We start from the raw sequence: 26,075 nt of genomic DNA, 5'->3' as shown, positions 1-26,075 counted from the left end.
CGCTGAGCCCGTCCGCGACCGCTGATTCCGACCGCTTCTCGACACGAGGAACCTCCATGACACGCACCGCCCGCGGAGCAGACCGTCTCCGCCGCGTGATCGCCGCGATCGCCACCGCCGCGACGGCCCTCGCCGCGATCGCGTTCATCGCTCTGCCCGCAGAGTCCGCGTCCGCCGACACACCCGGACAGCCCAACACCGTCACCGCCGATGTCCTGCCCACCTGGCAGATCAACGGCGTCGTGTGGAGTCAGGTCGTCGCCGGGAACACGGTGTACGTCACCGGCAGCTTCACGAAGGCGCGACCGCCGGGGGTCGCCGTCGGCGGCCCGGGCGAGATCGACGCGAACAACGTGTTCGCATTCGACATCACCACGGGCAACCCGGTTCCGAACTTCAGCCACTCCTTCGACGCCCAGGGTCTCGTCGTGCGAGTCACGCCCGACGGCAAGACCGTGTACTTCGGTGGCGACTTCACCGCCGTCGACGGTCAGGCCCGCGCGCACGTCGCGGCCTTCGACGTCGCCACCGGCACCATGCTCGACTGGGCACCCCGCACGGACGGTCAGGTGAGAGGCTTCGCCTTCGCGGGCGACACCGTCTACGTGGGCGGCAACTTCCGTTCCAGCGGCGGTCAGCCGCGCAGCGAGCTGGCGGCCTGGAACACCACGTCCAAGACGATCACGTCGTGGGCTCCGGCTGCGGCAGGCGACGGATTCGTGTGGGACATGCTGATGTCGCCCGACTCCTCGCGCGTCATCATCGGCGGCTCGTTCACCACCCTCAACGGAGCAGCCGCCTACGGCATGGCCTCCCTCGACACCGCGACCGGGGCGGCACTCCCCTGGGCCGCCACCGACAAGATCAAGACCGCCGGTCTCAACGGCGCGATCTCGAGCCTCAGCACCGACGGCACCCAGGTCTACGGCACCGGGTACGCGTTCGGTGCAGGAGCATCGTTCGAGGGGACCTTCGCGGCAGATCCCTACACGGGCCAGATCAACTGGCTCAACGACTGCCTCGGTGACACCTATGCGAGCTTCCCGCAGGGCGGCGTGCTCTACTCCGTCTCGCACAAGCACGACTGCAGCGTCGTGGGCGCCTTCGGCGACACGAACCCGCGAGCACGGTGGACCAAGGCGATCGCCGAGAGCACCACGCCCACCGGCGGTGTGATCACCAAGAAGGATGCCTACGGGTGGGACTTCACCGGTATGCCCTACACGGAGCAGCTCAACTGGTACCCCGACCTCGAGTTCGGCACGTACACGAGCGCGCGTCAGGCCGCATGGTCGGTCACCGGAAACGCGAACTACGTCGTGCTCGGCGGAGAGTTCCCGAAGGTGAACAACGTGGCGCAGCAGGGCCTGGTCCGGTTCGGCAAGACGAACGTCTCGCCGCACGCCGTCGCCCCGGTCTACAACGCCGGCCTCACCCCCGCGCCGTACTCGAACGAGTCCGGAGTGGTGAGGGTCCCGTTCACCAGCGTCTGGGATCGCGACAACGCCACGATCACATACGACGTGTTCCGCAGCCCCTCCGTCAAGATCGCGACCTTCACCCGCACTGACGGCCGGTTCTGGAATCTGCCGAGCCTGAGCATCACCGACAGCGGCCAAACACCGGGAGCGCAGGTGCGCTACCAGGTCAGGGCCAAGGATGCCGACGGCAACGTGCAGTGGAGCGCCTGGTCGCCCTATGTGACCGTGTCGAGCACGCCGACCGCCACGTACCGCGCAGCGGTGCGGGCGAGCGGTGCCAGCCACGCCTGGCGCCTCGACGAGACGACCGGAACCCGACTGTACGACGACGTGGGGAACGCACCCGGTACGGCGACGAGCCTGACGCTCGGATCGAGCGGCGCGCTGCTCAACGATTCGAACGCGGCGATCACCTCGGCGGGCGGCAGCACGCCCAAGATGACGACGCAGGACGTCAGCACCGCGACGTCGGCCGCGACGGTCGAGGCGTGGGTGAAGACCACCAACACGAAGGGCGGACGCATCGTCGGCTTCGGCGACTCCGCCACGGGCACATCGACGTCGGGCCTCACCGACCGGGTGCTGTACCTCGACAACTCCGGACGCGCGAACTTCGCGATCAACGACGGCTCCTACCGCACGATCTACAGCCGCACCGCGGTGAACGACGGCAACTGGCACCACATCGTCGGTACCGTCGGCTCCGAGGGCATGCAGCTCTTCGTCGACGGCAAGCGCGTGGACCGCGATCAGGCACGCACCTCGCCGAAGATCTACGACGGCTACTGGCGCATCGGCGCAGACCAGACGAACGGCTTCACCAACAAGCCGACCAACGCCGGTCTCGCAGGCACGATCGACGACGTGGCGGTGTATCCGTCCGCGCTGACTCCGGCCGACATCCAGTCGCACTACCTCGCGAGCGGTCGCTCGGCCGCGTGGACCGCCGCTCCGACCGACGTCTACGGCGCCGCGGTGTCGACGGACAAGCCGGATCTCTACTGGCGCCTCAACGAGACGGCGGCCGGCACGATCGTCGACTCCGCCGCCGGAGGGACGACAGGCAACCTCGCCGGAACCGTGACCCGTGGGCAGACGTCCGCGATCGGCACCGGAACCGCGACCACCTTCAACGGCTCGACCGCGCTCGTGGTCGCACAGGAGCCCTGGACGGCGCCGACCACCTACAGCGCCGAGCTGTGGTTCAAGACGACGACCAACAGGGGCGGCACGCTGATCGGATTCGGCAACGCCACCAGCGGGCTCAGCACCCAGTACGATCGCCACGTCATCATGCAGAACGACGGGAAGGTGCAGTTCGGAAGCGGTCAGCCGCAGACCACGCTGGTCACCCCCACCGCATACAACGACGGCCAGTGGCACCACGTGGTCGCCAGTCAGGGCGCCGACGGGATGAAGCTGTGGCTCGACACCCAGCTCGTCGGCAGCAACTCGATGGCAGGTTCCGAGAACTACCGCGGCTACTGGCGCATCGGTGCGGACAAGACCTGGGGCAGCACGTCCAGCAACTACATCGCCGGAACACTCGACGAGGTCGCCGTGTACCCCTCCGTGCTCTCCGAGCAGCGGGTTCGCGATCACTTCGCAGCGAGCGGCCGTACCGTTCCGGGACGCGCACCGGTGGCGGCGTTCACCTCGGTGACCGACAAGCTGAAGATCGACGTCGACGCGAGCACGTCGACCGACGCCGACGGCGGGCCGCTCGCCTACGCGTGGAACTTCGGTGACGGGACGGTCACGACGGGGGCGACGGCATCGCACGTCTACGCCGCCGGCGGCACCTACACGATCACGCTGAAGGTGACGGACAGCACTTCGCTCGTCAACACCCTCACCAGGTCGGTGACGGTCGCCCCGAACCAGGCTCCGACGGCGGCGATCAGCGCCACGGCGGATCACCTCGATGTCGCGCTCGACGGATCGGCATCGTCCGATCCCGACGGCACCATCGCGTCGTACGCGTGGGACTTCGGCGACGGCACCACCGGCACCGGCGCCACCACGACCCACACGTACGCGACGGCGGGCGACTTCACCGTGACTCTCACGGTGAAGGACGACACCGGCACCACCGCCACCAAGACACGGGTCGTCACGACGACGCTGGCGCCGAACCAGGATCCGACGGCGGCATTCACGACCGCGTCGAACCTGCTCGCGGTGACCCTGGATGCCACGACGTCGACGGACCCTGACGGGACCATCGGGTCGTACGCCTGGGAGTTCGGCGACGGCGGCACCGCATCCGGTGCGACGGCGTCTCACACCTACGCGAGCGCCGGCACCTACACCGTGAAGCTCACGGTGACGGACAACCGGGGTGGCACCGCGACCGTGACGCATGACGTCACTGTGGCGCCGAACCAGGCGCCCTCTGCGGCCTTCACCACCTCGGTGGCGAACCTCGCTGTGGCTGTCGACGGCTCGGGTTCAGCGGATGCGGACGGCACGGTCGCCGCATACGCCTGGGACTTCGGCGACGGCGGCACCGCTTCGGGAGCGACGTCGTCTCACACCTACGCAGCCGGGGGCACGTACACCGTGACCCTCACGGTGACGGACGATCGGGGGGCGACAGCCACCACGACCAGGTCGGTCACCGTGGCGGCACCGCAGGTGTGGGCGCAGGATGCCTTCACCCGGACAGGCACCAACGGATGGGGTACCGCAACCACCACCGGCGGCGCGTGGACCATGTTCCCGAGCAGCGCGACGGCACTGAGCAAGTTCGCCGTCAACGGCACCGGCGGAACCGTCACCCTGTCGGCGGGGAACAACTACTCGGCCTCGCTCGCCGGCTCGACGCCGTCGACGAACACCGAGGAGCGGTTCTCCGTGGCGTTCAACCAGCCGTCCACCGGCGGCGGGTACTACTTCTCCGCTCTCGGACGACAGATCGACAACGCCAACGACTACCGCGCGAAGTTCCGCGTGGCGTCGAACGGTGTCGTGTCCCTCTGGCTGACGAAGACGATCGCCGGGGCCGAGACGGTCATCTCGTCGACGACCGTCCCCGGTCTGACGGTCACGAGCGCCGACCAGCTGAGCGTCAGGTTCCAGGTGACGGGCACCAACCCGACCACCCTCAAGGCGAAGGTCTGGCGCACCGCCACCACGGAGCCGACGGCGTGGACCCTCACGACGACCGACGCCACGGCCTCGCTGCAGGTTCCCGGCTACGTGGGCGTGAACAGCTACCTGTCGTCCAGCGCGACGGCCGTCCCGGTCGTCTACACATACGACGACTTCTGGGCGGGACCCGCGCAGTAGTCATCAGTGACACGAAGGGCCGAGGCGTTCACCGCCTCGGCCCTTCTGGGTTGATGGCGACGACCGCAGGCGAGAGCGATGCCCGTGGTCGAGAACGGATACCCCGTGGTCGAGCGCACGCACGCTCAGCGCCCTCGGGGTGGTTCCGTTGTGCGGGCGGCGCCCACCACTGGTGGTACCCACCGCCGGGCAGTGCCACCACCGGGCGGTGCCACCACCGGACAGGACTCGACATGGGAGCCGAGCTCGGACAGCACAGCAAGAGGCCGGGGTGTCTGCACCCCGGCCTCTTGCGTGCGCCCGTTTCAGGTTCCGGATCCGGATCCGAGCCGGATCAGGGGAACCGGATCCCGATCAGGGGAACCGAGCCCCGATCGTGGGTGTCGTGGATCCGAGGATCGTCGCGACGATTCCCGGGAGAGTCCGCGCCGAGGCGGTCGCACCCGCGAGCAGCCTGCCCGAGGTGTCCGTCACCTTGCGGCCCTCCACCGCGGTCGAGTTGGCGTCCTGCCCTGTCGTCGTGCGGTAGTTCGCCCACGTCGTGAACACATACGGGTTCACGTTGGCGGTACCGCGCGACCAGATCACGAACCAGGTCGGTGCCGCAGCGCTGTTGCGCTGGATCACGTTGCCATCCGAGCGGATGTTGAGCTGGGCGGGCGTGTACCGGTGGGTGTAGTCCTCGACGCAGTACGTGCAGTTACCGGCACTCTCGCCGATGACGTTGTTGCCGATCGAGATGTCGCGGATCAGCCACGGCATCGTCGGGTCCGGGAACGGACGTCGGGCGTTGTGCCCCGGCACGGATGCATCCGATGCGCTGCGGCTGTCCTGCACGATGTTCACGGCACGGTCTCCGCCGATGATCGTGTTGTTCCACAGGTTCACGCCACCGGTGTTGTTGATCTTGACGCCGTTGCCCACATTGCGCAGCACGAGGTTGTTGACGAAGTCGATCTTCTGCGACAGCTCGAGGAAGGCGCCGGCGCCCCTGTTCTCGATGATGTCCGAGCCGGAGATACGCACGTCGTACACCGACTGGTCGAGCCAGATTCCCGGCCCGTCGTTGCGCAGCAGCGCGGAATCGGTCACGGTGACTCCGCGCGACTTGGCGATCTTCACACCACCCGACACGGGCGATGTGTTGAAGTGCTCCGCGTTGTTCTCGACGGCCAGAAGGTCGTCGATGACGAGCGCATCCGCGTAGTTGGCTCCGAGCCCCATGAGGCCGTTGCGCGCCAGCGTCACGTCGCGGACCGTCGCGTTCGAGGCGCCGACGAAGAGTCCGGTCGAGGCGGTGTCGTAGATGACGACGTTCTCGATCGTCGCCTTCGGGGCCTCGACCGTCACGGCACCCATCATCCAGACGGAGGTCGCGTAGTTGCGGATGCCGATGCCGCGGATGACCGCTCCCTCGCCCCGCAGCGACAGCGCCTTGGTGAGGGTGGAGGTCTTCACGGAGTGCCCCGTGGGGTCGCTTCCGAGGTACAGACGGTCGTTCGCGACGTCGGTGAAGAAGGTGCCGGCCTTGAGATTCGCGAGCGACGCGACCTCGACCTGGGCGACGCCGTCGATCCAGACCTGCTCCGGGTGAGCGGCCATCGGGTGCGCGGCATTCAGCCACCGCCATCCGGCCGCCGTGCCGTCAGCCTCGCCCTTCGTGAACGACGGGGTCGAGTCGAAGTCGTACTTCCAGTCGGCACTGAACCAGCGTCCGCTCGCGGCCTGCCAGTTCTTCAGTGTCGACGCACCGTCGAACCACACGGACTCTCCGGGGTACGACTGGATCGTGAGCTTCTTGCCCGCGGGGACCACGACGGACTCGTGATAGGTGCCGCCGCGGAGCACGAGAGTCGAGCCGGATGCCGCACTGTTGACCGCAGACTGCACCGTGGCGAACGGCGCTGCCTGGGTGCCCGTGCCTGACGCCGCGCCGCTGGGGCTCACGAACAGGGCACCGGCTGGCACCGCGTACTTGGTGGTCCCGACGGCAGCCGCGCCCGCGGCGGTGCGTGCGCCGCTCACGTTCCAGGCGGGTGCACCACCCGCCGGAGTGGTCGGAGTGGTCGGAGTGGTCGGCGTGGTCGGCGTGGTCGGCGTCGTCGGAGTCGTCGGCGTCGTCGGAGTCGTCGGCGTCGTCGGAGTGGTCGGCGTCGTCGGAGTGGTCGGCGTGGTCGGAGTGGCGTCCTCTTCGTTCGAGGCCACCCGGAGGTCGTCGAAGAGAACGCCCAGCGCGGGGGTGCTCCTCGAGACGTAGAGCCGCACTCCTGTGCGGCCGTCGGCCTTCAGCCGCTTCGCCGCCCGGTCGGTGACGGAGAGCTTCCAGCTCGTCGGCTTGGCTCCGACCGCGCTCACGCGCGCGTCGATGGTGACCGCGTCGGTGCCGGCAAGGCGCGTCTCGAGCACGAACGGAACTCCCGCCTTGACGCGGAGCTCGGGCACCCAGGTGTAGCCGAGGGTCGTCTGCACCCCTGCGTTCACGCGGAGGGTCTCGAGGAGGACGACGCCCTTCGGATCGACGCGCACCTGGGTCTGGTAGAAGCCGTCGGCGGTGAGCCGCGACTGCAGGCTCATGTAGACGCCGGAGCCGGACTTCGGCAGCTGCGGCAGTGTGAAGGCGGTCGACTGGGTCGAGTCGCCGACAGCGACACCCACAGGGCGGGCGGTCACGGTGGCGCCCGGCGCGGCGGCGTTGAGCTTCGCCGTGCCGTTCGCCACCGAGACCGATGCGACGGGTGAGGCGTCGTAGGTCGTGCCGTCGGCGGCGGAGCCGAGGCCCGCTTTCACGGTGCGATCCATGGAGTCCTGGACCAGGACGACGTCAGTGGTGTCCGCCGCAGCGGGGGTCACGACGGCGAAGGGCAATAACAGTGCGGATAAGGATGCGATCAGGGGGAGGGTATTTTTACGCATGGGGGAGGGTCTCCGATGTGTTTCTCGTCACTGCAGGGTCGGGTAGGCAGCGTCGACATCCGGCTTCGGTGGCGGATGATTGTAGACCATAGCCTGATTTCCCTGGGCGGTTCCTGAGGATTTGCTGATATCGATTGGATAACTGTCAGCGATCGGAGGGTTCTTCCGGGTCAGCCGAGCGCGGACATCTTCCGGAACCATATGGCCAATGCGGCACCCAAGTACAGAGCCGCTGCGAGGGCGAGAAGGCTGTATACCAGCATGAACGCGGGCGGCCAGCCCCACAGCACGAACGCGAAGCAGAGCACCCCGTAGTCCGTGGGGAGCCCCAGCAGAGAGCGCCCGAGTGAGAATCCACCGGCCTGCGCCGCCTGAGCGACGCCCTTCTTGCCGCGCAGCAGATCGTTCAGGATCATGCCGAAGAAGGTCACCGTCGAGATGACGGCGAAGCCGAGCGGCACCAGGAGCCAGAGGTCCGACGGCAACGGGAAGAACCGGTACCAGCCGATGGCCACCGCGAGCGGGAGAGCGACGAGCTTCGTCGAGTCGAGGACGTGGTCGAGCCATTCGCCTGCGAGCGAGCCTCCTCCACGGAGCCTCGCGACCTGGCCGTCTGCGCTGTCCCAGGCATACCCGACCGCGAGGAGCAGCCAGACGATGATCCCGAGCACGATCGACGGCGGCACCGTCGCCAGGAGCACGATCCCCGTGAAGGTGAACGCCGCGCTGATCAGAGAGACCTGATTCGGCACGAGTCCTGCGGTGAAGGCGCCGGCCGCGATGACCCGGCCGACGGGGCGGTTGATGAAGACCGAGTACGCAGGAGCCCCGCGTGCACGCCCCTTCTGGGCGGCCGCGAGGCTCCGGTACGAATCTGCGAAAGTCAGGGCGTCACTCCTCGTGCTCGGAAGTCGTCGAATGTCAGGGTGTACGGAACGCTGGTGAAGCCGGATCCCGCATAGGTCGAGATCCCGACGTAACCGGCGGTCTGCAGTGCTGCGGTGGAATCGGTCGTGGACAGCTGCCAGGCAGCCGGCTCCGTGGTTCCCGCCGCCCAGAGCTTACTCCGGAGCGTCGTCGTACCCGTGCCGAATGCCTGCACCCGGACGTTATATACCGTTCCTGGGGTGAACGTGAAGCCCGCCATGTTCTGCGAGACCAACGCCGTGCCACCGCGGGCGAGCTGCGCCGTCACCGATCCGTCGGCACCGATCAGCCACCGCGCCCGGTAGTCATCCGACCCGACGACCCGAGCGAGAGCCGCGACGTAGACGCGTGCTCCGGCCGGCATCGCCGGCGCGGTCACGGTGAACGTCAGATCCGTGCTCGTGGAGGTGGCGGAGTTCAACGATGCGGTGCGGGTCTGCCCCGCCGCCTGCGTCGTGAACTTCGCCGCCCCGTTGTCGATGGCGACGTTCGCCGCGCCGCTCGTCTGGGTCCAGACACCGCCGGTCTGGGCCGTCCCGAGCGTGCCGTTCGCCCGACCGAAGTCATCGGCGGCGAAGGCCGCGCCCGCCGGAGCGACCACCGTCACGGACTTCGTCACGGTGTTCACCGCGCCGAGGTTGTCGGTCACCGTCAGCGTCACCGTGTACGTGCCCGCTGCGGCATACGGGTGCGAAGCGGTCGACCCGGTGGCGGTCGCCCCGTCACCGAAGTTCCACGCATACGAGGCGATCGAGCCGTCAGGATCCGTCGATGCCGTGCCGTCGACCGCGACCGTGAGATCGGTCGGAGTCGCCGTGAACGATGCGACGGGGTTCTGGTTGGCCGGAGCCGCCGTCACCGTGACCGCCTTGGTGACCGTTCCGGTTGCACCCTTGTTGTCCGTGACCGTCAGCTTCACCTGATAAGTGCCTGCGGCAGCATATGCATGCGCGGCGGGCGTGACGCCCGTGGCCGTGGCTCCGTCTCCGAAGTCCCAGGCGTACGAGGCGATGGTGCCGTCGGCGTCGGTCGAGGTCGATCCGTTCACCGTGGCCGAGAGCCCGCTCACCGAACTGGTGAACGCGGCGACCGGCGCCTGGTTGACGGGAGGCGTCGGGCCGCCCGTCGTGGATCCTGCCCAGAAGTTGTCGAACCGGGTCTGGAACGGCACGTTGGTGACCGAGCCGCCGAGGTACACACCGAGACCGACGTGTCCGGCCGACTGCAGACCCGCGGTGGAGCTCGTCGTCGACGAGGTCCAGTTCGCGGGCTCGGCCGTGCCGACCTTCCACACCTTGGCCCTGATCGTCGTCGGCGAGGTTCCCGTCGCTTCGGTGCGCACGTGCAGTGCGTCACCGGCGCTCACGGTCAGCCCCGTCGACGCGGTCGTCAGGACGGTCGCGGTCTGCTGCAGCTGCAGCTGGACCCCGCCGGTCGGCGAGACGATGACCCGCGACCGGTAGTCCTCCGTGCCCACACGACGTGCGGCCACCGTGTAGTACGCGCTGCCCCCGGTCGGAAGCTGCGGCAGCACCACGTCGACGTCCACCGCAGTGTCGGTCGAGGAGACGTCCGTGAGGTACGCGTACCGCTGCGCTCCCCCGGCCGGCTGCTGGAATGCCGCGTAGGCGCCGCTGACGAGGTAGTTGGATGCCGTGTTCGACAGCGTCCACGCTCCCCCGGTGTTCGCGGTGCCGAGGCCGCTCGCCACGGTGCGGTTGAACGAGTCGGTGGCGTAGGTCACCGCTCCCACCGGTGCCGTGACCGTGATCGACGCCGTCTTCTGCGACGTCGCTCCCTCGTCATCCGTCACCGTGAGCGTGATGGTGTACGTTCCCGCTGCCGCGTACGTGTGGGTCGCGGTCTTGCCCGACCCTGCGGCCGTCCCGTCACCCCAGTTCCACGAGTAGCCGGCGATCGTGCCGTCGGTGTCCTGCGAGGCGCTCGCGTCGACATCGGCCTTCAGGTCGGTGGCGGCGGAGGTGAACGAGGAGACCGGCGCCTGGTTCGCGACGGCTTCGACGATGGCCGTCGACGTGCCCGTCGCGCCCTTGTCGTCGGTCACCGTGAGGGTCACCGTGTAGGAGCCCGCGACCGCGTAGGTGTGCGTCGCCGTGGCTCCGGTGCCCGCAGGCGTTCCGTCTCCCCAGTTCCAGCTGTAGCTCGCGATCGTGCCGTCGGCATCCGTGGAGGCGCTCGCGTCGACCGCGAGGCCGAGCTTGGTCGCGGTGTTCGTGAAGCTCGCCGTCGGGGCGATGTTCGCGGGTGCTCCGGTGGTTCCCAGCGCGTAGTGCTGCGAGACGGTCGTTCCGGACAGCGGCGACAGGTAGACGGCGACCTCGTCGATCGATCCGTCGAACTCCCAGTCACCCGGACCCCACGTGACGTCGCCGCCCACGTGCCAGTACCCGGTGTAGTCCTGAGCGTTCGTCTGGCCGTTGGACCCCTGCTCCACGCCGTCGACGTAGAGGCGCATTCCGGTGGCGCCCTGCGTGGCGACCACCTGGTGCCACTGGCCGTCGTTGTACGACGCGGAGGTCTGCAACGTTTCGGCGAAGCCGACCCAGACTCCGTAGATGAGCTTGCCGTCCGGTGTCATGTAGACGTGACGGTCGTAGCCCGACGAATTGCCGTCCGGGCTGTTGCCGAATCCGATGATCTTTCCACCGCTGGTCGTGCTGGTCTTGAACCATGCCTCGAGCGAGTACGAGCGGGGGTTCGTGTACGAGTTCTGGCTGATGACCTGGCCACCCTCGAACGAGGCCGCCTTGTTGCTCACACCGGCGAGGGCTCCATCGACGCCCTTGCTGACGCCGCCGAAGTAGGTGCCCTTCTGGTTGTAGCCCGAGGCATCCGCTGCGGTGCTGCCCGTCGACTCACCGAGTCGCCAGTACAGCGCGGGGTCTGCGGCGTAGACGGCCGCGCCATACGCGTCAGCCGGAGCGGTCGATCCCTCGAGCTCGCGACCGGATGCCGTGTAGTGCGAAGCCACCTGCTCGCGGGTCAGCGGGGCGCCGTAGATGGCGACGTCGTCGATCTGGCCGGGGAAGAAGGCTGCACCCGACCACGGGCTGTCGCCTCCGACTCGCCAGTAGCCGTTGTACGCCTGCGCCGACGTCACGTCGGTGCGCTGGGCGACGCGGACGCCGTCGATGTAGAGCACCATGCCGCCGTCGCTCATACCCGCCGACACGTAGTGCCACTGCCCGTCGTTGAACGCGCTGGCCGAGCTGATCGTCTGCGACGACCCGGGGTAGACACCGAAGGTGATCTGTCCGCTCGGTTCCATGTAGACGTGGCGGTCGTAGCTGCCGGACGTGCCGGTGGAGCTGTTGCCGAAGCCGACGATCTTCCCGCCGTTGGTCGTGGTCGTCTTGAACCACGCCTCGATGCCGAACGAGTTCGGACCGGCGATCGCCGACGTCGTCGATGCGAAGCCCTCACCGGAGCCGTCGAAGCTCGACGCGCTGCGCGAGTCCGAGAGCATGGCACCGGACGTTCCACGGGTCACGCCGCTGTGCACGGCGAGGTCGGATGCTCCGGCCCAGTCGTACGAGAGCGTGGCCGACGAGTCGTCGAGGGGCCAGTAGTTCAACGGTGCGTCATCGAGCACCGCGGTGCGGTACGCGCTCGGGGCGGCGGATCCGGATGCCGTCACGGTCGTCGTCCCACCGAGGATCGAGTGTCCCTCGTTGTCTGTCGCACGCACACGGTACGTGTACGTCGTGCCGTTCGTGACCGTGGTGTCGACGTAGGCCATGGGCGGCAGGCCCCAGTCGGCAGACTTCGACCGCACGTTCTCATAGGTCTTGACGACCACGTTGTCGCGGAGAACCTCGTACTTCAGGTACTCGCTGTCGCGGTCGTAGTTGAGCGGCCAGCTCACGCGGATCGATCCGCCGGTGAGGGCGATCGACGAGGCGGGCCAGGCCGTGTTCCAGAGGATCGGTCCCTGCGCGTTGGGCGCCTTCGACGTCACCGCGAAGCGGGCGAGACCCTGTTGACCGGTGTTGTTCACCCGGGTGAACTCACCGCCGTATACGAGGTACTCGCTGTTGGAGGAGACCGACCAGGGTCCCTGCGAGGCACCGCTGGCGGTGCCGGTGTTGAAGCTCGGGAACCAGTGCAGCAGCTTCGGAGCGGGGTTTCCGCCGAAGTCGTAGTATCCGAGGTTCAGTCCGTAGGGCGTCGTCCGCGCGACATCCTTCGACACGGCGAGGCCGCGGTAGAAGGACCAGGGATCGCTCTGCGGGAAGCCGTCTTCGAGGCTGCCGCAGTAGTGCGAGTGCCCGGCCGCGTACACGGTGTCGCCCATCGGCTCCACGTCGTACTGGTCGCCGTGGCAGTCATTGACCCAGACGAGGTCGCCGCTCGACCACGATGCGCGGAAGGAGCCCTCGAGGTTGCCGCCATTGCCGAACACGTAGCCCGTGCCATAGATGTCGTCGCCGGACGACTTGAGCGAGAGGATCGCCGCGTCGAGTCCGGCGTTGCGGATGACGTTGTTCGCCGAGAACGGCAGCAGGGAGGCATCGGATGCCGAGACCATGGCCAGGCCGTAGCCCGGGTTCGAGCTGCCGTTGAGAGTCTGGAAGTTACCGCCGAGGACCACCTTGTCGCCCGCGGGAGAGACGGTCACGACACGACCCTGGCGACCTTCGAGCACCGGGGCCCAGGGCAGCAGAGCGCCGGCGCGGGTGAACGCCGCGGCGCCGGAGCGGTCGTTGCCGGAGACGCGACCGAACGTACCGGTGATGTACACGGTGTCGTTGGTCGCGGCGACACCCGAGGTGACGCCGTTGGAGTTCGGGTTGAACGTCGAGAGCGTGCCGCTGGGCAGATCGAAGGCTGCCACGCGGTTGCGGGTCTGGGTGTTCACCGTGGTGAAGTCGCCGACGATGTAGAGGCGCGTGCCGTCGGGCGAGGCCTCGACCTGACGCACCTGGCCGTTGATCGACGGCGCGAACGACGCGATCAGGACACCGGTGCGGATGTCGTAGGCCAGAAGGTTCGACCGGGGGGTCTCGTTCACTCCGGCGGCAGCCCCTGCGGGCCGGGCGCTGGTGAACTTGCCCGCCGCGTACACGACGTTGCCGACCACGGCCTGATCCCAGACGATGCCGTTGATCTGCACCGTAGGCAGCGAATCAGCGGTGACCGTCGAGGCCTCTCCGGCCGGTGGACTCACGTCCGCCTGCGCGGGCGACATCGTCACCAGCGATCCGAGTGCGACGGCGAGCGTCACCGCGATCGCGATCAATGCACCGCGTCCGCGGCGTCCCCAAGACATTGCTGTAGTGCCCATCGTTCATCTCCCCAGATGATGGACCGTTCGCGCTCAACCCCTACATTGGCACCGAACGATAACTCCCCAGTAATCCGTCGTCCGACGGCAGCGACCTAAGGTCGAGGGCCGACGAAGACGACGTTTGGCACAGCGGCCAATATATCGACGATAACACGCACGTCCCCGTCAGGAGAAGAGGGAACTGCAAACTGGAATACTGCGTCCGCGCTGGCGCCGGCCGCGATGGACGACGGCCACACCGATGTGCCCTCGCCGGTGAGTCCGGCAGCGGGCAGGCGGTCGTCCCCTCCATAGGTCAGGGTGACGTTGGCCCCCGCGGTGTCGATCGCCTTCTCCGACCCGTTCGTCAGCCGTACGGTGACCTGGATGGCCGGGCCGCTGGGCTCGCCGGGGATGTCGTTGCCTGCGGTGATCGACTGGATGTCCGTGACCTCCGTCACGACCCCTTCCACGGCAGGAGCCGGCTCGTCGAGCGGCACCTCCTCGCCGTCGTCGGGCTTGGCCACACCGTCGGTGGCACCGGGAGACGGCGTCTCGAACTCGGTCGGCTGCGGCGTCGGCGTCGCGCCGGGGCTCGTCGATGCGCCCGGGTCGGCCTGGTCGGAGCCGCTGTTCGCGAGCACTCCCCACACGATCCCGCCGATGAGGAGCACGGCGATCACACCGATGAGCGTCCACCCGCGCCAGCCCATCCGCCGCCGCGGTTCCGTCTGCGAATCCGCCATGGTTCCCCTCCTCCACCCACCGGTACTCCGCGTCGAGGACGGAATATTCCGCCATTCTAGGTCAGACTCGCCTGCCGGGAACGGCGCCCCTCCACCGCGTCGAAGCGGGGGCCCGTCGGGTCGTCCGCATGTCTCGACCTGTGGGTGAGCAGCGACGCCACGGTGAAGAAGAGGATGAACGCGGTCGCGCTGTCGACGAGACCACTCTCGGTCACCGAGCGGATGATCACGAGGGTCAGCAGGGGCGCGACGAGCCAGCGCCGCCGCGACGAGATGAGTGCGCTCGCGACGCACCACACGATCAGCGCCGCGATCAGCGCGGTGCCGATGAGGCCCGTCTGCGCGAGCAGCGATGCCCAGCTGCTGTCGAGCACCTGCTCGTCGCGCCACTTGATGTCGACCGGGATCTTCTTGGCCGACAGGCCGATCCCGATCCACTTCTGCCACTCGCCCCAGTCCCACCCGAGCACCACCCGCCACACGTCGAAACGGGAGTCGAGGGCCGTCGAGGTGTCGTTCGAACCGGCTCTGGTGGCGAGGCTGCTGAAGACGTCGGTGAATGACGCGATCGCGTAGCCGAGCGGCAGGACGCCGATCAGCAGGTAGAGCACACTGCGATCCCGGATGCCGTTCACGAGCACGGCGACCACGATGCCGACGACGATCGCGAGCAGCCCCGTCCGCGATCCGCTGGCGACCGCGATGCCCACCAGGACGACGGCGGCGACGAGCCTCCACACGCGGATGCCGTTGCGGAGCATGAGCACGACCAGACCGATGATCGGCGCGGCGACGAGACCGGCCAGCTCGTTCGGGTGGATCTCGGGGATGCCTCCGCCCAGGCGGCCGGTCGACGCGAGCGACGGCACGCCCGTGACGGCCGCCACGACCGCGACCGCCGCCATCGCGGCGAGCAGGCAGGCGATGCTCGTCACCCACGGGACGCACGTCAGAAGAAGGAGGATCGTCGCCATCACGACGAACATCCGTCCGACCAGCACGATCGTCGAGGAGTCGTTGCCGGCGAGGACCGAACCGAGCACGCTCACCAGGAGCACGACGGCGATGACCCCCGCCGGAGCGATCCCGACGGCGACCCTCTCGCGGGTCCTCGCCGCGAAGGCGACCGTCGCTCCGAGTGCGATCACGGCGATGAGCGCCTTGGCGATCACCACGGCATCCACCCCGCCGCTGTAGATCGTGGCGCTGCGCCAGGGGATCACGCTCACGATCAGCAGCACGTAGAGACCGGCGACAGCCGTCACGCGGGCCGTGCTGGGGTGGTGCGCCGACTGCTGTCGAGGCTGACGCGCGAGGTCAGTCGGCGCGAGCATGCGAGGCCCCCGTGCCCGCGAGAGCGGGGTCACGGTCGGAGACCCGCCAGGACTCCGCGATGGAGCCGAGGGACTTGGGCCCGGTGTGGAGCATGACCACGCCGATCGGACGGACGCCCATGACGCGCAGGCGCGTCGTGACGGCGACGAGGTCGGTCGCCGAGGTGGCGTTGTGGCGGACGTTGATGATCACGCCCGCTCCCGGTCCCACCAGCTGCTCGATGAGCGCGGATGCTCCCGGCTCGACGATGACGACGACGACGTCGAAGTCCTCGTGCATCGCGGTTACGACATCGGGCAGCTCCGTCACGAGCCGCTCGAGGGCGATGGCGGCGTCCGCGACGAAGATCGCGTTCCCCTCTTCCCCGTCGGCGATCGACTCGGCGTCGAGAACCTCGTTCAGCGTGTGGCCTCGTCCGGTCACATGCGTCTCGCGGGTGTCGACCACGCACGCCGTCGCGCCGATCAGGCGCTGCGCCTCGAGCATCCCGGCGATCGCGTCATCGTCGATGGCTCCGTCCGACGCAGGGACCACGATCTGCGTGCGCGTCCCGCCGCCGGCGAGAGCGACGAGGTTTCCCGCCGCCTCCTCGTACGCGACGATCGCACCGGTGCTCGACTCGGGATGCAGTCGGCTGCGCCGCGGGATCTGACCGATCACCGGCAGACCCGACGAGCGCCGGACGTCGGAGATCGTGCGGAGGCGCCGGTTGGTGGTCGTGCGATACACCGCCACGATGGCGCCGAGCGCGAGGCCGGCGATGCCACCGAGACCTGTGATGGCCGTGACCTGCGGAGAGATCGGGGCGAGAGGAGCGACGGCGGGGAGCACCTGGTCGAGCGCGACCGTGTACCGCGCGTCATCCTCGTCGTTCTCTGTCTCGCCGATCAACTCCGAGAGATGCGTGGCCGCCGAGTTGGCGATGTCGGTGGCGAGCTGCGCGGTCGGCGCATCAGCGCGCACGATGAGCAGCACGGTGTCGGCCGTGTTCTCGGCGGAGAGCATGCGGCGGATGTCGCGGTCGGGGTACTCGTCTTCGTCGAGATCGAGATCGTCGCGCACGGCGTCGATGACCTCGGGGCTGTCGACGAGCGGCGGGTACGACTTGATGCGTGCCAGGCTGAACTGGTTGCGCTCGAACAGCGACGCCTCGGTCGAGTCGACGCGCAGCAGCAGGGTCGACGTCGCCGCGTAGGTCTCCGGGAGCAGCTTGGTGACGAACCACCCCATGCCGGCACCGAGCACCGCGAGCACGACGATGACGACCCATCCCTCGCGCAGGATACGTCCGTAAGGGACATCTTCCATCGCCAACCCCCTCAGTCGAAGACAGGGCCTAAACCTATCATTGGCCGCTTCGAGCCTTTACCGCGCGGTGCCCTCCGGCCGACCGCCCGTCGAGACCAGCCATCGGAGGCCGATGCCGCCCAGCATCGAGGCCGCGGCGAGCGCGAAGGGCAGGGTCGACGGGTGCGCCCCCAGGATGAGCATGACGACCGCCGCGAGGACCGCGAGGATCGTGTCGGAGAGCCTGATCAGGAACACCGCGATCTGGCGCCCCCCGACCGCGCCCAGGGCGCCGTAGGGAGTGACGATCGCCACGGACATCCCGTAGGCGAGCCAGGCGATGACCGCCAGAGGATCGACCTGGACGTCGAAGAGCAGCGGACTGACCCAGGGGATCAGCACCACGGCGATCACGCTCATGAGCAGCGTGCCGATCACGAGGAACACGACGACCCGGTCGGCTTCGCGGACGGATCCGGCCTTGCCGGCCTTGTGCTGGTCGGCGAAGCGCACGAAGAGGAACGACGACAGCCCGCCGATCACGAGGATCAGCGGGGAGGTGTAGGTGCGGGCGGCCTCGAGCAGACCGACGGCGGTGAGACCGGCCCCGGCCAGCACGAGCAGACGCACCACGGTGAACAGGCTGGGGCGCAGCACCTGCTGAAGCCCTCGCCACATGCCGTATCGCCAGACCGCGGCGATGTCGGCGCCGCGGAGCCCGACGAGGTGCCTGTCGTCTCGCGGCACGAGGAACCAGCCGATGATCGTCGCGACGATCTGCCCCGCGGCGATTCCCCCGAGGAAGGCGGCGAGCGACAGCGTGCCCGTGGAGTGGACGGTGAGGATGACCGCGAGAGCGACGAGGAATCCGGAGAGGTCGGTGATCGCCGTGCGCACGAACGACATGTGCGCGATCAGCAGGCGACGGACGATCTCCTCGACCGCGAACGCGGCGAGCGCGAGAGCGAACAGCGCCGACTCCCAGACATCCGAGAACCCGGTGAGCCAGGCGATCAGGAAGGATCCGATCGCGAGCACCACGGAGGTCGCGAGCAGCATGGCCTCGAGGCCGGCCCTGATCGAGCGCTGCGACCGCTCGAGGACGACGAGCGAGTCGCCGACGAGGCCGGTGACCACCGCTGTCGCGACGATCACGACGCCGTACAGGACCGCGAAACGGCCGTACTCCTCGATGCCGAGCAGGCGCGCGACGAGGATCTGCAGAAGCAGACCGATGCCCGCCTGCGCCGCCTGCGCGATCACGGCCCCCAGAGCCTTGCGTTTCATGTCGCCTCCCCGCCTGACATCCTCGCACGCGACTCGACGCGATAGAGTCGTAGCGTACGGCTGTGGGGGTCGTCGTGGACGGCGAGGGGAAGTCGTCCTCTGTGTGACGCCACCATGGACATCGACGTTTCCACGAGGGGGATCATGAAGGGCATCATTCTGGCGGGGGGCTCGGGCACCCGCCTGCATCCGATCACGCTCGGAGTCTCGAAGCAGCTCATCCCGGTGTACGACAAGCCGATGGTGTACTACCCGCTGTCCACCCTCATGCTGGCCGGCATCCGCGACATCCTCGTCATCACGACGCCGCACGACGCCGCGCACTTCGAGCGCCTGCTCGGTGACGGCTCGCAGTTCGGCATCACCCTCACCTTCGCGCAGCAGGAGTCGCCCGACGGGCTCGCCCAGGCCTTCACGATCGGCGCGGACTTCATCGGCGACGACAGCGTCGCCCTCGTGCTCGGAGACAACCTCCTCTACGGTCCGGGCCTCGGCACGCAGCTCAAGCGCTTCGCCGACATCGACGGCGGGGCCGTCTTCGCCTACTGGGTCGCCGAGCCCGAGGCCTATGGCGTGGTGTCCTTCGACGCGGACGGCCAGGCCGTGTCGCTCGAGGAGAAGCCGAAGAACCCGCAGAGCAACTACGCCGTTCCTGGCCTCTACTTCTACGACAACGACGTGATCGAGATCGCTCGCAACCTCGCTCCCAGCCCGCGTGGCGAGTACGAGATCACCGACGTGAACCGCGAGTACCTGGAGCGCAAGAAGCTGCAGGTCGAGGTGCTCCCCCGCGGAACCGCCTGGCTCGACACCGGGACGTTCGACCAGATGACGGATGCCGCCGACTACGTGCGCACGATGGAGCGCCGCACCGGCATGAAGATCGGAGTGCCGGAAGAGGTGGCGTGGCGTCAGGGGTTCCTGACCGACGACGAACTGCGCTCCCGCGCGGAAGCGCTCGTGAAATCCGGCTACGGCTCGTATCTGCTCGCACTGCTCGAAAGGGGCCGCGCATGACCCGCCTGCTCGTCACCGGCGGCGCCGGTTTCATCGGCTCCAACTTCGTCCACCATGTCGTCGCGCACACCGATGCGCACGTCACCGTGCTCGACAAGCTGACCTACGCCGGCAACCGCGCCTCGCTGGCAGGTCTCCCCGACGATCGCGTCGAGCTGGTCGAGGGCGACATCGCCGACGCCGAGCTCGTCGACTCGCTGTTCGCCGGCGTCGACGCCGTGGTGCATTACGCGGCGGAGTCGCACAACGACAACTCGCTGCACGACCCGCGCCCGTTCCTCGACACGAACATCATCGGCACCTACACGCTGCTCGAGGCGGCGCGCAGGCACGAGCGCCGCTTCCACCACATCTCGACGGACGAGGTCTACGGCGACCTCGAGCTCGACGATCCGCAGCGCTTCACCGAGAGCACGCCGTACAACCCGTCGTCGCCGTACTCGTCGACCAAGGCGGGGAGCGATCTGCTCGTGCGCGCCTGGGTGCGCTCGTTCGGCGTGCAGGCGACCATCTCGAACTGCTCCAACAACTACGGTCCGTACCAGCACGTCGAGAAGTTCATCCCCCGGCAGATCACGAACGTCATCCGCGGCATCCGACCGAAGCTCTACGGGGCGGGCCTCAACGTGCGCGACTGGATCCACGCGGACGACCACTCGTCCGCCGTGCTGACGATCCTCGAGAAGGGCGTGATCGGAGAGACCTATCTCATCGGCGCCGACGGCGAGAAGGACAACAGGTCGGTCGTCGAGCTGATCCTCACGCAGATGGGCCTGCCCGCCGACGCGTACGACCATGTGACCGACCGCGCAGGACACGACCTCCGCTACGCGATCGACTCCACCAAGCTGCGCACCGAGCTCGGCTGGCAGCCCCAGTACTCCGACTTCGAGTCGGGACTCGCATCGACGATCGACTGGTACCGCGCGAACGAGGACTGGTGGGCGCCCTCGAAGGACGCCACCGAGTCGTTCTACGCGGCCAAGGGACAGTGATGACGGCGTTCGGCAAGGCGCTCACGGTCACGCGCACCCCGATCCCGGGACTGCTCCTGGTCGACCTGCCCGTGCACGGCGACTCCCGCGGCTGGTTCAAGGAGAACTGGCAGCGCGAGAAGATGGTCGCCGCAGGTCTGCCCGACTTCGGCCCGGTGCAGAACAACATCTCGTTCAACGACGCGATCGGCACCACCCGCGGCATCCACGCCGAACCCTGGGACAAGTGGGTCTCGGTGGCGACCGGCCGCATCTTCGGCGCGTGGGTCGACCTGCGCGAGGGCGAGACCTTCGGCGCGGTCTTCACCGCCGAGATCGACCCGTCGCGCGCGATCCTCGTGCCCCGGGGGGTCGGCAACTCCTATCAGACGCTCGAGGCGGACACGGCGTACGCCTACCTCGTGAACGACCACTGGTCACCCGACGCCGAGTACTCCTTCCTCAACCTCGCCGACGAGACGGCCGCGATCGACTGGCCCATCCCGCTCGCCGAGGTCGAGATCTCGGCCAAGGATCTCGCACACCCCCGTCTCGCCGACGTGACGCCGATCGGTCCCCGCCGGACTCTGGTGATCGGGGCCTCCGGTCAGCTCGGGCTCGCACTGCGCGATGCTCTCGGCGATGCCCCTCACATCGAGTACACGACCCGCGACACCTTCGATCTCGGCTCCGCGGATCTCGCGAACGCTCGCCGCTGGCGGGACTACGGCACCATCATCAACGCCGCTGCCTACACCGCTGTCGACGTCGCCGAGACGGCGGAAGGGCGCACCGCAGCCTGGGCGGCGAACGTCACCGGTGTCGCGGCGCTGGCCCGCATCGCCACCGAGAACGGCATCACCCTGGTGCATGTGTCGAGCGACTACGTCTTCGACGGCTCGAAGCACGGGGCGTATGCCGAAGACGACGCCGTGAGTCCGCTCGGCGTCTACGGCCAGACCAAGGCCGCCGGCGACGCGATCGTCGCGACCGTGCCGCGCCACTTCATCGTGCGCACCTCGTGGGTGATCGGCGAGGGTCACAACTTCGTGCGCACCATGGCGTCGCTGGCCGAGCGCGGCATCGCACCTCGCGTGGTCGCCGACCAGATCGGCCGCCTGACGTTCACCGATGACCTCGCCTCGGCGATCGCCCATCTGATCTCGACCGATGCGGCGCCCGGCATCTACAACGTCACGGGCTCGGGCGAGCCGCGGTCGTGGGCCGACATCGCCCGCACCGTCTACCGCGTCACCGGCCACGATCCCGCGTCGGTCAGCGACGTCACGACGGCCGAGTACTTCGCCGGCGTCGAGGGTCCTGTCGCGCCGCGCCCGCTCAACAGCGTGCTCGACCTCAGCCGCATCGAGGCGACGGGGTGGACGCCGCGAGATGCGGATGCCGCGCTCGAGGCGTACCTCGTCGACCGCGTCGGCTGACCATCAGAGCTCGCCCGGTTTCATCGCCTCGGCGTCGATCGCGCGGATGACGCGCAGGGCGGCCGTGTCGGGCTTCGGCTCGCTCACCTGGCCGTCCGTCTTGGAGTGCCGCTTCGGCGCGTACACGACGAGCGAGTGGAAGAGGAAGCGCGCGAAGAACGCCACGATGAGCGACAGCCCTGTGGCGAGCACGCTCGAGATGTGCCATGTCTCGACCATCAGCGCCATCACCGGGATGCGCAGCGCGGCCTCGACGTTGTTGAACGTGAAGGATGCGGCGAATCGACCGCCCAGACCACGCGCGTCCGTGCGCATGTCGGCGAAGACGAACCGCTCCTGCAAGATGAAGTTGCCGATGATCGTGATCTCGGCGCCGATGATCGCCGCCCAGATGTAGGGCACGCCCGCCACCGTGAGCAGCCACATGATGCCGAGGTTGGCCACCGCTCCGATCACGCCGATCATCGCGAAGAGCGACATCTTGCCGAAACGCAGTCTGGCCAGGTGCGCGATGAACGTGGTCCCCTGACGGAAGCTGGCCTTGGAGGTGCCATGCCGCCGCTCACCGAACTCCATGGGCACCTCGGCGATGCGCAGATCGGTGCGGGCGAGGATCTCGAGCAGGATCTTGAAGCCCTGCGGCTTGAGGGTCGCGAGATCGAGGCGGCTCCGGTCGACCAGGAAGAACCCGGTCATCGGATCGGTGCTGCGCGCGAGCCGGATCGGGAACATCGCGCGCGTCAGCCACGTCGCCGCCCGGGAGACCCCGAAGCGCACAGCCGTGCCGAGACCGCTGGTGTCGCCGCCGCCGATGTAGCGCGAGGCTGCGACGACGTCGGCATCGCCCTCCTCGTGGCGGCGCAGCAGGGCGGGGAGGAGTTCGGGCGGATGCTGCAGGTCGCCGTCCATGACGATGCAGATCTGCGCCGCCGCGGCCTCGAGCCCGACGACGACCGCTCCCCCGAGTCCTCCGGTGTTGTCGTCGCGATGGATCACCCTGACCGGCAACGGGGCATCCGCCGCGACCCGCGCGACCTCGAGGGCCGTGTCGTCGGTGCTGTCGTCGACGAAGAGGATCTCGGCGTCGTAGGCGGCGAGCGCGGCCGCGGTGCGAGCGACGAGCTCTGCGACGTTGTCGCGCTCGTTGAAGGTCGGCACGATGACGGTGACCGGTGTCCCCACGAACCATCCCCCTCGCGTGCGCCTGCGATTGCTGTGCCCTCCATAATTCCATGTGTTCCTATGGGCACGGAAACCGTCTCCTGCTAGACTGCCCTGATGCGGCTGTGGGAGTCGCTGGGCGGATGGGGATCCGCCTCTGGGGAATCACTGATCTGGGGAGATCATGGGGACGCGTATCGGCTATGCCGTGGGTGCTTTCGACCTGTTTCATGTCGGGCATCTGAACCTTCTTCGTCACGCCAAGCAGCACTGCGACGTCCTCGTCGCGGGTGTCGTCAGCGATGAGATGCTGCGGCAGGTGAAGGGCATCGAGCCCGTCATCCCGACCGCGGAGCGGGCGGAGATCGTCCGCCACATCTCGTTCGTCGACGACGTGTACGTCGAGACGACTCCGTCGAAGATGGATTCGTGGCGAGACGTGCAGTTCACGCACTTCTTCAAGGGCGATGACTGGCGTGGCACCGAGAAGGGCCTGCGCCTGGAGCGCGAGTTCGCCGAGGTCGGCGTCGAGGTGGTCTACTTCCCGTACACCGCGCACACCTCCAGCTCGTCGCTGCGACGTGCGCTCGATGCGATCACTGCCGGCGCCACCGCCGTGGGCGCCCCGGCGCTCGCCTCGCGCTGACTCCGTCGCGCCCGCGCTCTCAACGGCGCGGGCGCGGGCGTGACGGGTGGGCGCGCACGCGCGGCGCGATCATCTCGCGACGCCGAGCAGGCTGCGCGCCATCCGCGCCACGTGGGGCGGGGTGTGCGCGCCGAGCCAGACCGTCCACTGCAGTGCAGGTTCTGAGCACGTCCACTCGACGCACCACGAGTGCACGGCGTTGGCGAGTCGTTCGCCCTTCGCATGCTGCCGTGCTCCGTCGCCACGCAGGAGCCAGCGCACCGAGACACCCTCGGGCACGTCGATGTGTCGGAACTGGCTGCGCGCGGCGGCTTCGATCAGGATGACCCCTTCGGCGTCCCACGGCATCCGTGCCGCGATGGCGGCTATCGCCCCGGCGTCCGTCGAATCACCGGCGATCAGCACGACCCCCTCGATGTGCTCCCAGTCCGGATCCTCGAGGTGCTCGCTGGCGTTGTTCATGGCCCCAAGTATAGGTAAGGCTACCCTTATCCAGCAATGGCCGATGAGACATCGTGGACGACCACAGGTCATCTCGGCGCCCGCCCAGCCACACGGCTCTACCCTGGATACATGACCTCTCCTGCAGAATCCGCGATCACGCTGTTCGGCGCCGACTGGTGCCGCGACTGCATCCGCACCAAGAAGCAGCTCGACGAACTCGGTGTCGAGTACACCTACGTCGACCTCGTCGCCGACCCCTCGGCCGCCGATGTCGCGAAGGAGATCTCGGGACGCACGAACATCCCCGTCGTGCTCTACCCCGACTCCTCGCACCACGTCGAGCCGTCGAACGCCGACGTCGAGTCGAAGCTGCGCGAGCTCTCCCTCATCTGACCCCGCTGCGGGCTCCTCGCGCACCGATACACTGGCGCGATGAGCACCGCGGCTCGGCCTGAACGAGCATCCGCCCGCCTGTCCGCCCGCACGGTCGCCCTGTACGCGATCGGCTCGCTGGGCACAGGTGGCTACGCGACCCTCCCCGGGCTCGTCCTCACGTACTTCCTCACCGACAACCTCGGTGTCGCCGCCCTCGCGGCCGGCCTGATCGTGACCGCGGCGAAGATCTGGGACGTCATCATCGACCCCCTGATCGGCGCCGCCTCCGACCGCCAGTACGCGAAGACGGGCTCCCGCCGAGGATTCATGGTCGTGGGTGCCCTCACGCTCCCGGTGTTGTTCGCCCTCACCTTCGCCGTGCCCCCGTCGTGGGGTCCGTTCGCCGGCGGGATCAGCGTGTTCCTCGCGTTCCTCGCCACCGCGACGTCGTTCAGCCTGTTCCAGGTTCCCTACGTCGCGCTGCCCGCCGAGCTCACCTCGGGCTACGACGAACGCACCCGACTGCTCGGATGGCGCGTCGTCGTGCTGACCGCGGCGATCCTGCTCTTCGGCGCCGGCGGCCCAGAACTGCGCAGCGCAGGGTCGGACCAGGTCTCGGGATACCTGCTGATGGGGATCGTCGCCGGTCTCGCGATCGGCGTCGGCATGCTCGTCGCCTCACGCACCGCGGATGCCGCAGCGCATCGCCCCGAAGCCGGCGAGCGCCCCGCGGTCACCCCGCCGGCCGGATTCCGCGAGCAGTACGCGGCCGGCGTGCGCACCCTGCGGCGCAGCCAGCCCTTCCGCGCGCTGCTGGGCACGTTCCTGCTGCAAGCGCTCGCCACCGGCACCATGCTCGCCGCCGCGCAGTACGTGGCCACGTGGGTGCTGCGCAGCGAGGACGCCGTCACTCTGGTGTTCCTGGCGCTCGTCGGCCCCGCACTGATCGCCGCCCCCGCGTGGACGGCCCTGGCGCGGAGGATCGGCAAGGAGCGGGCCTTCGCCATCGCGAGCATCCTGTTCACGGTCGCCGCCGCGATGCTCGTGCTCGCCGCCTGGATGCCCGGCACCTGGATGTACAGCACGATCGGGTTCGCCGGCGTCGCATACGCCGGCCTGCAGTCGCTGCCCATGGCGATGCTGCCCGATGTGATCTCGCACGACGAGCGCACCAGCGGCAGAGGCCGGGCGGGCACGTTCACGGGGGTGTGGACGGCGGGCGAGACCGTCGGGTTCGCCCTCGGCGCCACCGCGGTGTCGCTCACTCTCGCGGCGACCGGGTATGTGTCGACCGTCGCAGGAGCCACCGCGCAGCAGCCGGACGCGGCGATCACGGGGATCGTGCTGAGCTTCAGCATCCTCCCCGCCCTCCTGATGGTGGCGAGCCTGCTGACGCTTCGCCGCTACCGGCTGCGCCGCGCCGACATCGACGCGTGAGCGAGCACCCGGCCTAAGCTGGGATCCC

At 68.4% G+C, this 26,075-nt stretch carries 16 protein-coding genes; 7 read left to right on the top strand and 9 right to left on the bottom strand.

Features of this window, described 5'->3' with window-relative positions:
• Positions 1-56 precede the first annotated feature (56 nt).
• Entirely contained in the window at positions 57-4,772 is a 4,716-nt protein-coding gene (locus tag JOF42_RS05505; RefSeq protein WP_210096947.1) for a laminin G domain-containing protein, read from the top strand.
• Between the two features lie 354 nt (positions 4,773-5,126).
• On the opposite strand, the gene JOF42_RS05500 is transcribed toward JOF42_RS05505, so the two are convergent.
• From JOF42_RS05500 to JOF42_RS05470, 7 genes are all read right to left on the bottom strand, one after another.
• Positions 5,127-7,685 carry a right-handed parallel beta-helix repeat-containing protein gene (locus tag JOF42_RS05500; RefSeq protein ID WP_210096946.1) on the bottom strand — a complete coding sequence of 853 codons (2,559 nt, stop codon included), beginning with the start codon at positions 7,683-7,685 and terminating at the stop codon, positions 5,127-5,129.
• Between the two features lie 170 nt (positions 7,686-7,855).
• Entirely contained in the window at positions 7,856-8,437 is a 582-nt protein-coding gene (locus tag JOF42_RS05495) for a CDP-alcohol phosphatidyltransferase family protein (protein WP_307803548.1), read from the bottom strand.
• 131 nt (positions 8,438-8,568) lie between these two features.
• Positions 8,569-13,902: a PKD domain-containing protein gene (locus tag JOF42_RS05490; RefSeq protein WP_210096945.1), complete on the bottom strand. Its 5,334-nt coding sequence runs from the start codon at positions 13,900-13,902 to the stop codon at positions 8,569-8,571.
• Positions 13,903-14,012: 110 nt separating this feature from the next.
• Positions 14,013-14,645 (bottom strand): hypothetical protein, encoded by a 633-nt coding sequence (locus tag JOF42_RS05485; protein WP_210096944.1) that lies wholly within the window; start codon positions 14,643-14,645, stop codon positions 14,013-14,015.
• Positions 14,646-14,701: 56 nt separating this feature from the next.
• The gene (locus JOF42_RS05480) at positions 14,702-15,979 is read right to left on the bottom strand and encodes an O-antigen ligase family protein (RefSeq protein ID WP_210096943.1); all 1,278 of its coding nucleotides are present in this window, start codon (positions 15,977-15,979) and stop codon (positions 14,702-14,704) included.
• Entirely contained in the window at positions 15,963-17,288 is a 1,326-nt protein-coding gene (locus tag JOF42_RS05475) for a YveK family protein (RefSeq protein ID WP_210096942.1), read from the bottom strand. Before JOF42_RS05475 ends, JOF42_RS05480 begins: the two co-directional genes overlap by 17 nt.
• 57 nt (positions 17,289-17,345) lie before the next feature.
• Entirely contained in the window at positions 17,346-18,554 is a 1,209-nt protein-coding gene (locus JOF42_RS05470; RefSeq protein ID WP_210096941.1) for a lipopolysaccharide biosynthesis protein, read from the bottom strand.
• 144 nt (positions 18,555-18,698) lie between these two features.
• On the opposite strand from JOF42_RS05470, the gene rfbA reads away from it, so the two are divergent.
• From rfbA to JOF42_RS05455, 3 genes are read left to right on the top strand one after another with little or no spacing between them, the layout of a single operon-like run.
• Positions 18,699-19,571 carry a glucose-1-phosphate thymidylyltransferase RfbA gene (rfbA, locus tag JOF42_RS05465; RefSeq protein ID WP_210096940.1) on the top strand — a complete coding sequence of 291 codons (873 nt, stop codon included), beginning with the start codon at positions 18,699-18,701 and terminating at the stop codon, positions 19,569-19,571.
• The gene (gene rfbB / locus JOF42_RS05460; protein ID WP_210096939.1) at positions 19,568-20,566 is read left to right on the top strand and encodes a dTDP-glucose 4,6-dehydratase; all 999 of its coding nucleotides are present in this window, start codon (positions 19,568-19,570) and stop codon (positions 20,564-20,566) included. Before rfbA ends, rfbB begins: the two co-directional genes overlap by 4 nt.
• Positions 20,566-21,984, top strand: coding sequence for a sugar nucleotide-binding protein (locus JOF42_RS05455; protein WP_210096938.1), 1,419 nt, complete (start codon positions 20,566-20,568; stop codon positions 21,982-21,984). Before rfbB ends, JOF42_RS05455 begins: the two co-directional genes overlap by 1 nt.
• A 3-nt stretch (positions 21,985-21,987) precedes the next feature.
• On the opposite strand, the gene JOF42_RS05450 is transcribed toward JOF42_RS05455, so the two are convergent.
• Positions 21,988-23,166: a glycosyltransferase gene (locus JOF42_RS05450; protein ID WP_210096937.1), complete on the bottom strand. Its 1,179-nt coding sequence runs from the start codon at positions 23,164-23,166 to the stop codon at positions 21,988-21,990.
• A gap of 163 nt (positions 23,167-23,329) precedes the next feature.
• On the opposite strand from JOF42_RS05450, the gene JOF42_RS05445 reads away from it, so the two are divergent.
• The gene (locus tag JOF42_RS05445; RefSeq protein ID WP_210096936.1) at positions 23,330-23,791 is read left to right on the top strand and encodes an FAD synthase family protein; all 462 of its coding nucleotides are present in this window, start codon (positions 23,330-23,332) and stop codon (positions 23,789-23,791) included.
• A 69-nt stretch (positions 23,792-23,860) separates the two neighbouring features.
• On the opposite strand, the gene JOF42_RS05440 is transcribed toward JOF42_RS05445, so the two are convergent.
• Positions 23,861-24,253 carry an SIP domain-containing protein gene (locus tag JOF42_RS05440; protein WP_210096935.1) on the bottom strand — a complete coding sequence of 131 codons (393 nt, stop codon included), beginning with the start codon at positions 24,251-24,253 and terminating at the stop codon, positions 23,861-23,863.
• A gap of 111 nt (positions 24,254-24,364) precedes the next feature.
• On the opposite strand from JOF42_RS05440, the gene JOF42_RS05435 reads away from it, so the two are divergent.
• Both JOF42_RS05435 and JOF42_RS05430 read left to right on the top strand, forming a co-directional pair.
• Complete coding sequence (locus JOF42_RS05435) at positions 24,365-24,628, top strand: glutaredoxin family protein (protein WP_210096934.1); 264 nt, start codon at positions 24,365-24,367, stop codon at positions 24,626-24,628.
• 39 nt (positions 24,629-24,667) lie between these two features.
• A complete protein-coding gene (locus tag JOF42_RS05430) occupies positions 24,668-26,047 on the top strand; it encodes an MFS transporter (protein WP_210096933.1) in 1,380 nt (459 codons plus the stop codon).
• The last annotated feature ends 28 nt before the right edge of the window (positions 26,048-26,075 follow it).

Origin of the sequence: Microbacterium phyllosphaerae, from assembly GCF_017876435.1 — a bacterium.
Taxonomy (GTDB): Bacteria; Actinomycetota; Actinomycetes; order Actinomycetales; family Microbacteriaceae; genus Microbacterium; species Microbacterium phyllosphaerae.
The sequence above is the reverse complement of the archived record's forward strand: the minus strand, read 5'-3'. Positions and strand labels throughout refer to the sequence as shown.

What these genes read in the sequence shown, in the direction of transcription:
- JOF42_RS05455 (WP_210096938.1), top strand. Translation starts at nt 20,566, where the DNA reads ATGACGGCGTTCGGCAAGGCGCTCACGGTCACGCGCACCCCGATCCCG.
- JOF42_RS05470 (WP_210096941.1), bottom strand. Translation starts at nt 18,554, where the DNA reads ATGAAACGCAAGGCTCTGGGGGCCGTGATCGCGCAGGCGGCGCAGGCG.
- JOF42_RS05440 (WP_210096935.1), bottom strand. Translation starts at nt 24,253, where the DNA reads ATGAACAACGCCAGCGAGCACCTCGAGGATCCGGACTGGGAGCACATC.
- JOF42_RS05445 (WP_210096936.1), top strand. Translation starts at nt 23,330, where the DNA reads ATGGGGACGCGTATCGGCTATGCCGTGGGTGCTTTCGACCTGTTTCAT.
- JOF42_RS05500 (WP_210096946.1), bottom strand. Translation starts at nt 7,685, where the DNA reads ATGCGTAAAAATACCCTCCCCCTGATCGCATCCTTATCCGCACTGTTA.
- rfbB (WP_210096939.1), top strand. Translation starts at nt 19,568, where the DNA reads ATGACCCGCCTGCTCGTCACCGGCGGCGCCGGTTTCATCGGCTCCAAC.
- JOF42_RS05490 (WP_210096945.1), bottom strand. Translation starts at nt 13,902, where the DNA reads ATGTCTTGGGGACGCCGCGGACGCGGTGCATTGATCGCGATCGCGGTG.
- JOF42_RS05430 (WP_210096933.1), top strand. Translation starts at nt 24,668, where the DNA reads ATGAGCACCGCGGCTCGGCCTGAACGAGCATCCGCCCGCCTGTCCGCC.
- JOF42_RS05480 (WP_210096943.1), bottom strand. Translation starts at nt 15,979, where the DNA reads ATGCTCGCGCCGACTGACCTCGCGCGTCAGCCTCGACAGCAGTCGGCG.
- JOF42_RS05505 (WP_210096947.1), top strand. Translation starts at nt 57, where the DNA reads ATGACACGCACCGCCCGCGGAGCAGACCGTCTCCGCCGCGTGATCGCC.
- JOF42_RS05435 (WP_210096934.1), top strand. Translation starts at nt 24,365, where the DNA reads ATGACCTCTCCTGCAGAATCCGCGATCACGCTGTTCGGCGCCGACTGG.
- JOF42_RS05485 (WP_210096944.1), bottom strand. Translation starts at nt 14,645, where the DNA reads ATGGCGGATTCGCAGACGGAACCGCGGCGGCGGATGGGCTGGCGCGGG.
- rfbA (WP_210096940.1), top strand. Translation starts at nt 18,699, where the DNA reads ATGAAGGGCATCATTCTGGCGGGGGGCTCGGGCACCCGCCTGCATCCG.
- JOF42_RS05475 (WP_210096942.1), bottom strand. Translation starts at nt 17,288, where the DNA reads ATGGAAGATGTCCCTTACGGACGTATCCTGCGCGAGGGATGGGTCGTC.